Raw genomic sequence first — 13,677 nt, 5'->3', positions numbered from 1 at the left:
AGCGTAGCGATCCCTGCTCGCACTCCTTCGCGCGCGATCGTCCGAACGAGGGCGGTGCTTCAGTACTGGTCGGCGGCCAGGGCGGTCGCCTGGGCGATCACCACTTTCACCGGGCGGCCCAGCGCCGCGGCGGCCGCCACCGCGTCCTCGTATTCGACCGAGACGTTGACGACCTCGCCGCCCTCCAGCGCCACCTTGACGCCGATCCGGTGGCCGTCGACGGCCACCGCCGTGTAACGGCGCTCCAGCGCGTACTTGTCGACCCGGTACGACCGCATGCCGATGGTCGTGGTGTGGCGCACCAGCGCCGACCGCACCCACTCGACCGCATCGGCCCGGCACAGCACGTGCACCGTATGCGCCGGCCGGCCCTTCTTCATCAGGATCGGCGTCAGCCACGCGTCCGAGGCCCCCGCCTCCAGCAGCGCGGCCAGCGCGGCCGGCCACAGCCGCGGATCCAGATCGTCGACGTTCGTCTCGATGACGACCGGTTTCGGCGCGGCCGCCTCGTCGCCGCGGCCGGCCACGATCCGCAGCAGGTTCGCCCGCTCGGCCGGGTCGCGCCCGCCCGCGCCGACGCCTATCCGCTCGACGACCATCTCGGGCATCTCGCCGAAACCCGAGGCGGTCGCGGCGATGATCGCCGCTCCCGTGGGCGTGCACGCCTCGTACGGCACCGCGCCCACCACCGGGGCCCCGGCGCGCGCGAGGATCCGCAGCACCGCCGGAGCCGGCAGCGGGATCGAGCCGTGCGAACCGCGAGTGGTCCCGCCGCCGACGGTCACCGTCGAAGCGGTCACCCGCTCGGCGCCCAGCGCGGCCATGCCGGCGGCGGCCCCGACGATGTCGGCGATCGAGTCGAGCGCCCCGACTTCATGGAAGTGCACCTCGTCGACGTCGATGCCGTGCGCGGCTGATTCGGCCGCCGCCAAGCGAGCGAACGCGTCCAAGGCCCCGGCCTTCACTTCCTCTGCCAGAGCGGCCCGCTCGATCAAGGCGCGGATCGCGCGCCAGCGCCGGTCCACGCGCACTTCTGGCGCGTGCACGTCGACCTTGGTCCCGGCCAGGCCATGGCGCTGCGCCGTCCTCGCCTCCAGGCGGAGGCGCTCCACACCGAGGGCGTCCACGGCCTCCTGCATGAGCGCCAGCTCGACGCCCGCGTCCGCCAGGGCCCCCAGGAACATGTCGCCGCTCGCGCCCGCCGAGCAGTCGATCCACGCGACCGTCACCGCTCCACCTTCACGTTCAGGATCCGCGTCGCGGCCACGGCCGCACCGAACCCGTTGTCGATGTTCACCACCGTCACCCCCGGCGAGCAGGAGTTCAGCATCGTCAGCAGCGGCGCGAGGCCGCCGAAGGCCGCCCCGTACCCGACCGAGGTCGGCACCGCGATGACCGGCGCGCTCACCAGGCCCGCCACGACGCTCGGCAGCGCCCCGTCCATGCCGGCCACCACGATCACGCACGCCGCCTCGCGCAGCACCGGGACCGTGTCCAGCAGCCGGTGCAGGCCCGCCACGCCCACGTCGGCGATGAGGGCCGCGTCGAGCCCGTTCGCGCGGGCCACCAGTTCGGCCTCCTTGGCCACCGGCAGATCGGAGGTCCCCGCGCACACCACCGCGACCGGTCCCGCCTCGGGCACCGGAAACGCTCCGACGGCCGCGATCCCGGCCTCGCACAACGCCTCCTCGCCGAATGCCTCCGCGATCGCCGCGACGCATGGTTCATCGCACTTCGTCGCCAGCGCCACTCTTCCGGGATGCGCCGTTCGCAGCGCCCCGAGCGCGCTGATGACCTGCTGCGGGGTCTTGCCCGCCGCGTACACCGCCTCGGCGGTGCCGGTCCGGGCCGGCCGGTCGGTGTCGATCTTCGCCCAGCCGAGGTCGGTGAAGCCGTTGTCGCCTGTCTGCACGCCACGATCTTGTCACCCTCCCGACCGCCGGCACCACCCGAGCCGGGTCCCGCTCCGAGGCGGTTACACGTGATCACCGGTTATCGTCATGGTGTGTCGCAACCGCTGATCGCCGCCCACCGGGGCGCCAACGAATTCCTCCCAGAGCACTCCCTGGCCGCGTTCAGGCAGGCGATCGTCGAAGGCGCCGACGGTTTCGAGTTCGACGTCAGGCTCACCGCCGACGACCACCTGGTGCTCCACCACGACCGCACCGTCAAACGCACCTCCAACGGCAAGGGGGCGGTCGCCGAGCTGACCCTCGCGCAGCTGCGCGAGTTGAACTTCGCGGCCCGGTACCCCGACTGCGGCTCCGACCCCGAGGCCGCGCGCATCCCCACCTTCGAGGACCTGTGCGCGCTGGTGACCGACTCGGGCAAGGACATCAAGCTTCTGGTGGAGGCCAAGCACCCCTCGAAGTTCGGCTCGCGCCTGGAGCGGCGGCTGTGGGAGTCGGTGCGGCGCTGGCCGAAGCTGGACGTGACCGTCATGTCGTTCTCGCGGGCCGCGCTGCGGACCTGGCGGGAGTTGGACTCGTCGACGCCGCTGGTGTGGATCTTCGAATACCCCTTCCGCCGCCCGCCCGAGGGGGTCCAGGCGCTCAGCTCGAAGGTCGAATACGTCGAATCGACCCCGTCGTGGGTCGAACAGGCCCATCATCAGGGCTACGAGGCGTACGTCTGGACTGTCAACGATCCGGGGACGGCGCACCGCATGGCCGAGCTCGGAGTCGACCTCTTCTTCACCGACCGCCCGGCCGCGATGCGGGAGGCGCTGGCCGCGAAGGCCTAGATGACGCACTCGGGGTCCGTCCGTAATGCTGGCGTCGACGGGCGGCAACGGGTAGGTTCCTCTATAGCTTTCTACGGCGCAACCAGGTGGGAGGGAGTCGCCATGCCAGGTGCGATACCGGCGCCCGAGCGGCTGCGGGTCCCGCATCAGGCCGGCGCACCGACCCTCGTCCGCCGCTGGCTGCGCGCACAGCTCCCCGACCTCCCCGACGAGAGCCGCGACGACCTGCTGGTGTGCGCGACCGAGCTGGTCTCCAACGCCGTGCGGCACGCCCGCCCGCTTTCGAACGGGGAGCTGTGCGTCAGCTTCGCGATCGGCTCGGGCGATGTCGAGGTCCGCGTCATCGACGGCGGCTCGACGACCTACCCGCACGTGCGCCGCATCGACCTCGACTCGGCGCACGGCCGCGGCATGTTCATCGTGTCGAAGCTCTCCAGCGGCTGGGGATGCAGGTCGCACGGCGACGGCACGCAAGAGGTGTGGGCGCGCGTCCCCGTACGCTGAGCCCGTGTCGAATCGTCCGCTCCTCATCGATCTGTCCCTGTACGGTTCCGCCGCGCTGTTCGCCGGCGCCACGGCCCTGTGGACGACGTTGCCGCCGCACGCCTCCTGGGGCGCGATCGCGATCGGCGGTTACGCCCCGGCGGCGCTGGTGATGGGCTTCCTGCTCATGCAGCCGGGTCTGACCTGGACCAAGCGGGCACTGGTGGCCGGCGCGACCGCGATCGCGGTCGTCGCGATCCCGCTGGCGGTGCAGACGGCCGAACGCGCCGCCGGCGCGGCCGACCGGGCCCAGGAAGAGGTCCTGGTCGTCGAGGCCTCCGCGCAGCGCCTGCTGGACACCGGCAGCCCCTACCTGCACGCCGAAGCGATCGCGGCCCTTCCCGATCCGCTGCTGGGCTACAACCCGTACCAGCCGGGCATGGCGCTGTTCGGCGTGCCGTCGGCGCTGGCGGGCGAGCATTGGTGGACCGATGCGCGGATCTATTTCCTGCTGGCGGCCGCGGTCTGCCTGGCGGCGGCGTTCCGGCTGCTGCGGGACCGGGCCGGCAAGGGCACGCTGCTGCGGGCCTTCCAGGCGAGCTTCCTGTTCCCGGTGTGCGCCTTGACGTTCGTCACCGGCGGCGACGACATGCCGGTGGTGGCCCTGGCGGTGCTGGCGCTGGCGCTGTCGGCGCGGGAACGCTGGCTCGAGGCCGGGCTCGCGATCGGGGCGGCCGGGGCGTTGAAGCTGTTCGCCTGGCCGATCGCGGTGGTGCTGGGATTCCTCGCCTGGCGTTGCGCGGCCTCGGGGGCCTCGCCCGCTTCGGCTCGGGCCGCCTTGCGCCGCTATGGGATCGGGTTCGCCGCACCGGTCGCGGTGACGATGCTCCCGGTGCTGGTGGTGGACTTCCGCGGCTTCGCCGACAATGTGATCGCCTTCGGTCTGGGCCACGGTGCGGTGGAGTCACCCGCGCAGTCGCCGCTGCCGGGCTTCCTGGTGGCGCGCCACCTGCCAGGCGGGGACCTCCTCGCGCCGGCGCTGCTCGGGCTGGCGGCGTTGGTGATCGCCGGGCTGCTGTGGCATCGGCCGCCGGTCACGGCCGCATCGGCGGCCATGTGGTCGGCCGCGGGACTGTCGGCGGCGTTCCTGTTGATGCCTTCGACCCGTTTCGGCTACGTCCTCTACCCGGTGATCCTCCTGGGGTGGTGGCTGCCGCTGCGCGACGCCGCGGCGACCGCCCCCGAGCGTCTCGGCGAGATCGAGAGCCCGAGCCCGGGGCCGTCGCTTCTGGTCGAGTGGTGGCGTTGAGCGAACGCCTTGGCGCGGTTGGGCTTCGATTGGACGCCTCCGCACCGGAGGTGGGGACCGTCGGTGATTGCGAGTACCGTGAGGGCATGGGTCTCACCTGTCCGAAATGCGGCGCGATGATGCGCCAGTACGAACGCAACGGCGTCACCGTCGACCAGTGCACCGAGTGCCGCGGGATCTTCCTCGATCGCGGTGAGCTGGAGCACCTGATTGAGGCGGACGCGCAGTTCAACCAGGCGGCTCCCCCGCCGCCCCAGTACCGCGAGGAGCGCCGCTACGAGCAGCGGCACTATGACGACCGCCGCCGGGGCGACGATCGGTACTACAAGAAAAAGAAGAAGCGCTCCCTGTTCTCGGAGCTCTTCGACGACTGACTCGAGGCCCCGCCGCAGGCGGGGCCCTTCGCCGGGCTTCCGAGGGGGCCCTGTATCGGCGCAGACGGCATATTCGGACTGGTGGCGCACCTGTTCCCGTTGCCGGTGGAACCGGTTGGCCTGTGGCGTGGGCGGGAATTGAACCCGCCTGTGCGAACCTGCCACACCACCGCTACCCAGTCGGCCGGTAGCGTCGCCTTGAGGGCGCGGCTGCGTCATCCGCGATTGCGTGCTCTCCGATGTCCTTGCGTTGCAAGGGCATCATTTCGCACCCCTGTTTTGTATTATTGAGATCCGGCCTTACCGTTGCTGTGTCCCCACTGGCCTTCATCCCCGATACCGGTTCTGCCACAACGGAAAGAGAAGTCGCCCTTCGTTGGCTGGATCATTTTCCACTTTGCCTGAGCGCACGGGTCGCGCTCGTTTTCCGCTACGTTCCGTCAGTGATGTCGTTGCTCTGCGACATGGGTCGAGCAACGGCCGCTCCCGCAGGGCGTTGGCCGACGCTCTCGCCTGTGCCGCGCGGCGCCGGACTCGGGGACCGTGCCCGGAGGTGGACGCGCTCCCGTAGTACTCGCAACGCTGCACAAGACCACTCTAGAGGAGAATAGATGCAGGTCAAGGCTGATTACTGAGCGGTAGCCCTTGCCATGGGAGCGCTTCGTCTCATGCTCGCACCGCCTTTCCCAACTGCCCGGCAGCGACGCTATATCGACCAGTGGTCCGGCTCGTCCGCTTCGTCCGCCGCATGACGCCCAGTCCGTCCGCCCGAGCAACGAGCGCCGCATCATCCGCTCGGACAGTTCGAACCGACCGAACGTTAATGTGATCACGCTCACTATGATGCGCAGGTCACCGAAGTACCGGATATATCGGTCGCAATCGCCACAATACGTCGTCGATGAAGTCGCCGAAGGTGTCGAATCCCTCTCCCACCGGCTCGGCGGCCGGCGCCGACATCGGCCGGAGGTCAGACGGCCATGTCGACGAAGCGGGACAGGTGGAGCTGGGCCGCGACGGTGATGGTGTCGGTGGCGCCGTTGCGGTGCTTGGCGACGATGAAGTCGGCCTCGCCGGCACGCGGCGACTCCTTGTCGTAGTAGTCGTCGCGGTGCAGCAGGATGACCACGTCGGCGTCCTGTTCGAGCGAGCCGGACTCGCGCAGGTCGCTCAGCTGCGGGCGCTTGTCGGTGCGCTGCTCGGGGCCGCGGTTGAGCTGCGCGACCGCGATGACCGGGCACTCGATCTCCTTGGCCAGCAGTTTGAGACCGCGGCTGATCTCGGAGACCTCCTGCTGGCGCGACTCGGTCTTCTTCGGCGAGGTCATCAGCTGCAGGTAGTCGACGACCATGAGCTTGAGGTCGTGGCGCTGCTTGAGGCGGCGGGCCTTGGCGCGGATCTCCATCATCGTCATCGACGCGGTGTCGTCGACGAACAGCGGCGCCTCGGAGATGTCGCCCATGCGCTTGGCCAGGCGCGTCCAGTCGTCGTCGGACAGGTCGCCCGAGCGCAGGACGTGCATGGGGACGCGCGTCTCGGCGCTGAGCAGTCGCATGACGATCTCGAGTTTGCTCATCTCGAGGCTGAACAGCGCCGCCGGGTGCCGGTGATGGAGCGAGGCGTGCCTCATGAAGTCCATGGCGGCGGTCGACTTGCCGAGGCCGGGACGGCCGGCGACGATGATGAGCTGGCCGGGCTGCAGTCCCGACAGGAGCCGGTCGAGGTCGGCGAATCCGGTCGGCACGCCGGTGAGCACGCCCTGGTTGGCGCCGATCGCCTCGATCTCGTCCATCGCCGGCTGCAGCAGGTCGGACAGGATCGAGAAGTCTTCGCTCTGGCGTTTCTCGGTGACGTCGTAGACCGCCTGCTGTGCGAGGTCGACCAGGTCGTCGATGTCGCGACCGCCTTGGCCGGAGCCGTATCCGAGCTGGACGACCTTGGTGCCGGCCTCGATGAGGCGGCGCAGGATCGCCTTGTCCTTGACGATCCGGGCGTAGTAGCCGGCGTTGGCGGCGGTGGGGACGGCGTCGAGCAGGTCGTGGAGATAGGGGCCGCCGCCGACCTTGGCGAGGTCCCCGGAGTCGGCGAGCGCGGCGGCGACGGTGACCGCGTCGGCCGGCTCCCCGTTGGCGAACTTGTCGCACACGACGTCGAAGATGATGCCGTGGCTGGGCCGGTAGAAGTCGCTCGACTTCAGCGTCTCGACGACGTCGGCGATGGCGTCCTTGCTCATGAGCATGCCGCCGAGCACCGACTGCTCGGCCGCCAGGTCCTGCGGCGGGGTGCGCTCGAAGGTCCGGGCGCCGCCGCCGTAGGGGTCCTCGTGCGCGGGTGCGTCGAAATAGGAGGGGCCGCGGGCGCCGTTCTGGCCGCGCGAGTAGGCCCCTTCCGTGGACACGTCGGTCATCACGCCCACCCCCTCGGTCACCGTGCGTTCACAGAGAATCTACCGTCCGGGTACGACGCCGGACGGCCCCAACGACGCTATGCGGTCAGCGGTCAAGACGCAAACGCCCCTGTGGACAAGCCTGTGGACAACCTGTGGATAACTGGGGACCGGCCTGTGGACGACCTGTGGACAAAGACAGGAATCGTCCTCACTTTCGGGCTCTGACCTGCTAGGACGTTGTCCACCGGCTGTGGACGAGAATTTCTTCGTGCCAACCTTCACGGTAGGGTGAGTCACGCACCTGATGCGCCCCTTGTCGAGGAAGGCTCGCGATGACGTCGAACCAGCGCCCCGAGCGCCGACCGCGCCTGGACCCCGACGGCGACGACCGGCCCGGAGAGCGGGCGTTCACCCCGACGTTGCTCGTCACGCTCGCCTGGTACGTGGTGCCGGCGCTGGTGTACCTGGTGTGGGTGGCCTCGCAGCCGGCGGTGGAGGCCAACTGCGCCGACACCGGATGCTCGGCCGCCGCCCGGATATCGACGACGATCCAGGGCGGCTGGGCCTGGCTCGCCTCCTCGCTGACCGCGAGCCTGCTGGTGGCGGTGCTGCTGCGGCTGCCGCGGGCCGGTTGGAGGGCCGGGGTGGCGGGGACGGCGGCGGCGATCCTCGGCTCGGGCCTGGTGACGGTCATCCTCCGCACCGCCGGCTGGACGAACTAGGGCGGCACGAAGCAGGGCCCGCGACCGTCTCCGGTCGCGGGCCCTGCCGCGGTGTCCTCGGCGGGGACGACCCCGCCTCGGGCGACGCTACTTCTTGCGACGCTTCGCCGGGGTGACCTGAAGCTTGAACTTCGCGGTCACCTCCGGGTGCAGCTTCACCTGGATGTCGTAGGTGCCGATCGACTTGATCGTCCCCGGCAGCTCGACGCGGCGGCGGTCGATCTTCGGACCTCCGGCCTCGTCGACGGCCTTCACCACGTCGGCGGCGGTGATGGAGCCGAACAGGCGCCCGGCGTCGCCCACCCGGGCGACGATGTGGGCGTCGGTCTGCTTCAACCGCTCGGCGTAGGCGCGGGCCTGCTCGAGGTCGCCGATCTCGCGCGACTTGCGGGCGCGCTGGATCGCGTCGACCTCTTTCTGACCGCCCTTGGTCCAGGCGATCGCCAGGCCCTGCGGCAGCAGGTAGTTGCGGCCGTAGCCGGGCTTGACCTCGACGACGTCGCCGGCCGACCCGAGGTTGGGGACCTCATGAGTCAGGATGATCTTCATAAGTCACTCCTTCCTAACGGGTCTGGCTGGTGTACGGGAGCAGCGCCATCTCGCGGGCGTTCTTCACGGCCGCGGCGATCTGTCGCTGCTGCTGGGAAGTCACCCCGGTGACGCGACGGGCACGGATCTTGCCGCGGTCGGAAATGAACTTCCGCAGCAGCGCCGTGTCCTTGTAGTCGACGTAGGCGACACCCTCCTTCTCCAGAGGGTTCGGTTTCTTCTTCGGCTTCCGCAGGGGAGCCGACTTCGGGTTGGCCATGTCCTTCTTCTTGCCTTACTCGAGATCGATCCGGGTCGGGCCCGGTTAGAACGGCGGGTCTTCGTCGAAGCCCTGGCCGCCAGCGGGACTGGAGGCGGGGGCCGCGGATGCCCAAGGGTCTTCCGGCGCGGTGCCTCCGCCGCCGCCCCCGAACTGGGAACGACCGCCTCCGCCTCCGCCGCCGGTCTTGTTGATCTTCGCCGTGGCGAACCGCAGAGCCGGGCCGACTTCGTCGACCTCCAGCTCGTACACCGTGCGCTTCTCGCCCTCACGGGTCTCGTAGCTGCGCTGCTTGAGCCTGCCCTGCACGATCACGCGGGTGCCCCGGGACAGGGACTCGGCCACGTTCTCGGCGTACTGACGCCACACGTTGCAGCTCAGGAACAACGCCTCACCGTCGCGCCACTGACCGGACTCCCGGTCGAAGGTGCGCGGGGTGGAGGCGATCCGGAACTTCGCGACGGCTGCACCGGACGGCGTGTAACGCAGTTCCGGGTCGTCGACGAGGTTGCCGATAACCGTGATGACTGTCTCTCCTGCCATGACCTCTTCTCCCTAAGGTCTCGCAGTTGCAATGTCGGGTTACCGAAGCTCCGGCCGCAGCACCTTGGTCCGCAGCACCGACTCGCTGAGCCGCAACTGCCGGTCCAACTCCGCCACGGGAGCGGGCTCGGACTGCAGGTCCACGACGGCGTAGATGCCTTCGCTGTTCTTCTCGATCTCATAGGCGAGACGACGCCGTCCCCAGACATCGATCTTGTCGATCGAGCCCCCGGCGTCCTTGACGCCTTTGAGGAACTTCTCCAGCGTCGGGCTGACCTGGTTCTCTTCGAGATTCGGTTCGAAGATCACCATGAGTTCGTAATGCCGCAAGATCGCTCCACCTCCTCTGGTCTCAGCGGCCACGGTCCTTCCGTGGCAGGAGGATGACTTGCTCGTCGCCCGCGCTCCGGCGGGCAACCTGGCAATCGTACCTGCGTATACGCGGTCCGGATCGACCGCACCGCGCCCGTGTGACGCTACCAATCGCCACCGACACGCACGGCCGAGCCGCCCGGCGCGGCGATGTGCGCGAACCGACGCCAACCGGTCCATTCGTCCAGGCGCTCCCGCGCTAAGTTGGAACCGTGACGGCTGAGTTCCAATACACCGACCTGCTCCCCACCGGACCCGACACGACCGAGTACCGGTTGCTCACCAAGGACGGGGTGAACACGGTCGAAGCCGCCGGCAGGCGGTTCCTCACCGTCGAACCCCACGTGCTGGCCGACCTGGCCGCCGAGGCGATCCACGACATCTCCCACTACCTGCGGCCGGCGCACCTCGCGCAGCTCCGCTCGATCCTCGACGACCCCGAGGCCAGCGGCAACGACCGCTTCGTCGCGATGGACCTGCTCAAGAACGCCAACATCGCCTCCGGCGGGGTCCTGCCGATGTGCCAGGACACCGGCACCGCGATCGTCATGGGCAAGCGCGGCCAGAACGTCCTCACCGACGCCCGCGACGCCGAACACCTCTCGCACGGCGTCTGGCGGGCCTACCGCGACCTGAACCTGCGCTACAGCCAGATGGCGCCGCTGACGATGTGGGACGAACGCAACACCGGCTCCAACCTCCCGGCGCAGATCGAGCTGTACGCCGAGGGCGAGGACGAGTACAAGCTCCTGTTCATGGCCAAGGGCGGCGGCAGCGCCAACAAGTCGTTCCTGTTCCAGGAGACCAAGGCCATCCTCAACCCCGACGCGATGATGGCCTTCCTCGACGAGAAGCTTTGCCAGATCGGCACCGCCGCGTGCCCGCCGTACCACCTGGCGATCGTCATCGGCGGCACCAGCGCCGAGTACGCGCTCAAGACCGCGAAGTACGCCTCCGCGAAGTACCTCGACGCCATGCCAGACGAGGGCTCGCCGAGCGGCCACGGATTCCGCGACGTCGAACTCGAGCAGCAGGTGCTGGAGCTGACCCGCGACTTCGGCATCGGCGCGCAGTTCGGCGGCAAGTACTTCTGCCACGACGTGCGCGTGATCCGGCTGCCCCGCCACGGCGCCTCGCTGCCGGTGGCGCTGGCCGTCTCCTGCTCGGCCGACCGGCAGGCGAAGGCGAAGATCACCGCCGAGGGCGTGTTCCTCGAGCAGCTGGAGACCGACCCGTCGAAGTACACGCCGGACACCACCGAGGACGACCTCGACGGCGAAGTGGTGCGCATCGACCTCAACCGCCCGATGTCCGAGATCCGCGAGGAGCTCTCGAAGTACCCGGTCAAGACCCGCCTGTCGCTGACCGGGCCCTTGGTGGTGGCGCGCGACATCGCCCACGCCAAGATCAAGGAGCGACTCGACGCCGGCGAGCCGATGCCCGACTACATGAAGGACCACGCGGTCTACTACGCCGGCCCGGCCAAGACCCCTGAGGGATACGCCTCGGGATCGTTCGGACCGACCACCGCCGGCCGCATGGACTCCTACGTGGACCGATTCCAGGAGGCGGGCGGGTCGTACGTCATGCTCGCCAAGGGGAACCGTTCGCAGAAGGTCACCGACGCCTGCAGGCGGCACGGCGGCTTCTACCTCGGCTCGATCGGCGGCCCGGCCGCCAAGCTCGCCGAGGAGAACATCAAGTCGATGGAGGTCCTGGAGTACCCCGAGCTGGGCATGGAGGCGGTCTGGAAGATCGAGGTCGAGGACTTCCCCGCCTTCATCGTCGTCGACGACAAGGGCAACGACTTCTTCGAGGACACCCGCAAGCCGGTCCTGTCGGTCGGCCGCAAACCGAAGATCACCGTCGGCGGCTGACCCGGACCGGCGCCGGGCGGCTCAGTCGTCGGCCGGTTCGAACACGTCGGCGGCGGTGTCGGCCGTGGCCGCCCGCTGCAGCCATTCGAGGAACGCCCGCTCGTCGTCGCAGCCGAGCACGCGGTCGCGCTCCTCGGAGGTCAGCGCGAGTGTCACGGGCCTTCGGCAGGCGGCCGCGGTGACCGATCGGCCGTGAGGATGGTCAGCGTCGCGGGGATGTCGAACTGCGCCTCGAAATAGGACAGATACCAGTGCCAAGCCCGTCGCTTCGCCCGCGTCGGCGGCTTCGACTGCGGTTCGATGATGAGGATCTCGGCGCCGGCGTCGGTCTCGATCTTCAAGGCCGTGTCGACCTCGCTGACGACGGGCATGATCTCGGTCAAGTCCGAGTCGATGACCGCCACGTCGCGGAAGACGGGAAAATCCTCGCCCAGGCACTCCTTCAGGCTCGGCGGAACAGGTCCGGATCGTCACGGAAGAGATGGTGCAAGGCCTCATGAGGCGATTTCGGCATGACGCGAGATCAAGCGGAATAAAGCACGAGCTCTCGTATTTCCGCCCGTGTGTCGTATTGTGGCGTAAATCTCGGTTTCTGAGCACCGGCACGGTGCAACGGGCCGGCGGGGCGAGCGGCAGAACGGCAGAAGGCGGGCCCTGCCGCCTTGTGAGCGGCGCCGGGCCCGCCTTGGTGCTTCGCGCCTGCGGACGCGAAGCGGATCAGGGCTTACGGCAGGGTGGCGAAGTGACCGTCCACCGTGTTCGCGAAGCGGTAGCCGTTGGTCGCGTCCCAGTTGACCGACCACGTCATCGCGCCGCCGATGCCCGGGTAGGCGCGGCTGGGCGTGAAGTCGCCGCAGTTGACCAGGCGGGTGAGGCAGTCGAGGGCGTCGTTCACCATCGACGGGTCCACGTAGCCGCTCCCGGCGGCACTCGGGACGGCCGGCAGGCCCAGTCCCACCTGGCTCGGCGCGAGCCCCGCCTCGAGCTGGATGCAGGCCTGCGCGGTCAGGAAGTCGACATCGCCCTGCGAGTAGACCTGGTCGTCGCAGCCGAGCATGGACCCGGAGTTGTAGTACTGCATGTTGACGATGGTCAGGATGTCCTTGGTGTTGACCGCCAGCTGGTAGTAGCCGGCGCTCTCGTACTGGAAGTCGATCGTCTGCGGGGCCATCGTGTAGACCAGGTCCGATCCGGCGGAGGCGTGGATGCGGCGCATGGCCGTCTCGATCGCCCCGGCGTCGATGCCGTGCTCGAGGTCGATGTCGACGCCGTCGAAGCCGTACTCGTCCATCAGGGCCAGGACGGAGTCGGCGAAGGCGGTCGCGCTGGCGTCGTCGTTGATGGTGACGTTGCCCTTCTCTCCGCCGACGGAGACGATGACCTCCCGGCCTTCGGCCTGGATCGCGGCGATGTCGGCCTTGAACTGGGCTTCGGTGTAGCCGGTTCCGGTGAGGCTGGAGTCGAGGGCGAAGTCGACCGCGCCGGTCGTGCCGGCGACGGCTTCGGCGAAGGCCACGGCGACGATGTCGTACTCGTCGGGCACTTCCGACAGCCGCAGGACGGTGGAGCCGTTGTCGAAGTTGTGCCAGTAGCCGGTGAGGGTGGCGTCGCCGTCGCCGACGGGCGGATCGGTGGTGGGGTCGTCGGTCGGCTCGTCGCTGGTGGGGTCGTCCGTGGGTTCATCGCTGGTCGGGTCGTCGGTGGGGTCTTCGCCGGCGCCGTCGCAGGGACCGAGGTGCTCCCACACGCCCCATTCGCCGGTGGTGCCGGGTTCCTGGCCGCGGGTCCACCACTTGGCGCGGTATTCGTCGTCGTCGTGGCTGACGCGGTCGTCGCCCCAGTAGACGGCGTTCGGGTCCCACTGCGGCGCGGCGCATTCGGCCGCCGAAGCGGTGGCGGCGAAGGCGATCGGCACGGCCGCCGCGGCTCCCGCCATCAGAGTGGAGGCGGCGATCAGCGCCGCTGCTCGGGTGCGTCTCAAGGAGCCCTCCATGATAAGTAAATATTCCTAACAGAAATTACAATCATGGTTGTCGATACACAAGCGCCTGTCAATA

16 protein-coding genes are annotated in these 13,677 nt (G+C 69.1%); 6 read left to right on the top strand and 10 right to left on the bottom strand.

Going from position 1 to position 13,677, the window contains the following annotated elements; translation table 11 throughout:
- Positions 1-59: 59 nt before the first annotated feature.
- Positions 60-1,229, bottom strand: coding sequence for a LarC family nickel insertion protein (larC, locus tag ACYVL2_RS03260; protein WP_460540134.1), 1,170 nt, complete (start codon positions 1,227-1,229; stop codon positions 60-62).
- On the bottom strand, positions 1,226-1,912 hold the full coding sequence (gene larB, locus ACYVL2_RS03255; RefSeq protein ID WP_460540132.1) for an AIR carboxylase family protein: 687 nt from the start codon (positions 1,910-1,912) through the stop codon (positions 1,226-1,228). Before larB ends, larC begins: the two co-directional genes overlap by 4 nt.
- Positions 1,913-2,005: 93 nt before the next feature.
- On the opposite strand from larB, the gene ACYVL2_RS03250 reads away from it, so the two are divergent.
- The 4 genes from ACYVL2_RS03250 (at position 2,006) to ACYVL2_RS03235 (ending at position 4,909) form a co-directional block, all read left to right on the top strand.
- Positions 2,006-2,743: a glycerophosphodiester phosphodiesterase gene (locus ACYVL2_RS03250; RefSeq protein WP_460540130.1), complete on the top strand. Its 738-nt coding sequence runs from the start codon at positions 2,006-2,008 to the stop codon at positions 2,741-2,743.
- A gap of 102 nt (positions 2,744-2,845) precedes the next feature.
- Positions 2,846-3,247, top strand: a complete 402-nt coding sequence (locus ACYVL2_RS03245) for an ATP-binding protein (RefSeq protein ID WP_460540128.1) — start codon at positions 2,846-2,848, stop codon at positions 3,245-3,247.
- Between the two features lie 4 nt (positions 3,248-3,251).
- Positions 3,252-4,535 carry a glycosyltransferase 87 family protein gene (locus tag ACYVL2_RS03240; RefSeq protein WP_460540125.1) on the top strand — a complete coding sequence of 428 codons (1,284 nt, stop codon included), beginning with the start codon at positions 3,252-3,254 and terminating at the stop codon, positions 4,533-4,535.
- An 86-nt stretch (positions 4,536-4,621) separates the two neighbouring features.
- Positions 4,622-4,909 carry a TFIIB-type zinc ribbon-containing protein gene (locus tag ACYVL2_RS03235; protein WP_460540123.1) on the top strand — a complete coding sequence of 96 codons (288 nt, stop codon included), beginning with the start codon at positions 4,622-4,624 and terminating at the stop codon, positions 4,907-4,909.
- 970 nt (positions 4,910-5,879) lie between these two features.
- Here ACYVL2_RS03235 and dnaB read toward each other — a convergent pair.
- Entirely contained in the window at positions 5,880-7,316 is a 1,437-nt protein-coding gene (gene dnaB, locus ACYVL2_RS03230; protein WP_460540121.1) for a replicative DNA helicase, read from the bottom strand.
- A gap of 314 nt (positions 7,317-7,630) precedes the next feature.
- On the opposite strand from dnaB, the gene ACYVL2_RS03225 reads away from it, so the two are divergent.
- Entirely contained in the window at positions 7,631-8,020 is a 390-nt protein-coding gene (locus ACYVL2_RS03225) for a hypothetical protein (protein ID WP_460540119.1), read from the top strand.
- A gap of 87 nt (positions 8,021-8,107) precedes the next feature.
- Here the strand turns inward: ACYVL2_RS03225 and rplI are convergent, their stop codons facing one another.
- The 4 genes from rplI to rpsF are packed head-to-tail and all read right to left on the bottom strand — an operon-like array spanning position 8,108 to position 9,701.
- On the bottom strand, positions 8,108-8,569 hold the full coding sequence (gene rplI / locus ACYVL2_RS03220; protein ID WP_460540117.1) for a bL9 family ribosomal protein: 462 nt from the start codon (positions 8,567-8,569) through the stop codon (positions 8,108-8,110).
- A gap of 13 nt (positions 8,570-8,582) precedes the next feature.
- Entirely contained in the window at positions 8,583-8,828 is a 246-nt protein-coding gene (gene rpsR / locus ACYVL2_RS03215) for a small ribosomal subunit protein bS18 (RefSeq protein WP_460540115.1), read from the bottom strand.
- 45 nt (positions 8,829-8,873) lie between these two features.
- Positions 8,874-9,371, bottom strand: a complete 498-nt coding sequence (locus ACYVL2_RS03210) for a single-stranded DNA-binding protein (protein WP_460540113.1) — start codon at positions 9,369-9,371, stop codon at positions 8,874-8,876.
- A 39-nt stretch (positions 9,372-9,410) separates the two neighbouring features.
- Positions 9,411-9,701 carry a 30S ribosomal protein S6 gene (rpsF, locus tag ACYVL2_RS03205; RefSeq protein WP_460540111.1) on the bottom strand — a complete coding sequence of 97 codons (291 nt, stop codon included), beginning with the start codon at positions 9,699-9,701 and terminating at the stop codon, positions 9,411-9,413.
- Positions 9,702-9,955: 254 nt separating this feature from the next.
- Between rpsF and ACYVL2_RS03200 the strand changes: the two genes are divergently transcribed.
- Positions 9,956-11,620: a fumarate hydratase gene (locus ACYVL2_RS03200; RefSeq protein ID WP_460540109.1), complete on the top strand. Its 1,665-nt coding sequence runs from the start codon at positions 9,956-9,958 to the stop codon at positions 11,618-11,620.
- Between the two features lie 21 nt (positions 11,621-11,641).
- On the opposite strand, the gene ACYVL2_RS03195 is transcribed toward ACYVL2_RS03200, so the two are convergent.
- The 3 genes from ACYVL2_RS03195 to ACYVL2_RS03185 form a co-directional block, all read right to left on the bottom strand.
- Entirely contained in the window at positions 11,642-11,776 is a 135-nt protein-coding gene (locus ACYVL2_RS03195) for a hypothetical protein (protein ID WP_460540107.1), read from the bottom strand.
- Positions 11,773-12,024 (bottom strand): hypothetical protein, encoded by a 252-nt coding sequence (locus tag ACYVL2_RS03190; protein WP_460540106.1) that lies wholly within the window; start codon positions 12,022-12,024, stop codon positions 11,773-11,775. Before ACYVL2_RS03190 ends, ACYVL2_RS03195 begins: the two co-directional genes overlap by 4 nt.
- A gap of 320 nt (positions 12,025-12,344) precedes the next feature.
- Entirely contained in the window at positions 12,345-13,601 is a 1,257-nt protein-coding gene (locus ACYVL2_RS03185) for a glycosyl hydrolase family 18 protein (RefSeq protein ID WP_460540104.1), read from the bottom strand.
- Positions 13,602-13,677 lie beyond the last annotated feature (76 nt).

This window comes from Glycomyces halotolerans (assembly GCF_054779575.1).
This window is presented reverse-complemented; position numbering and strand designations above follow the sequence as displayed.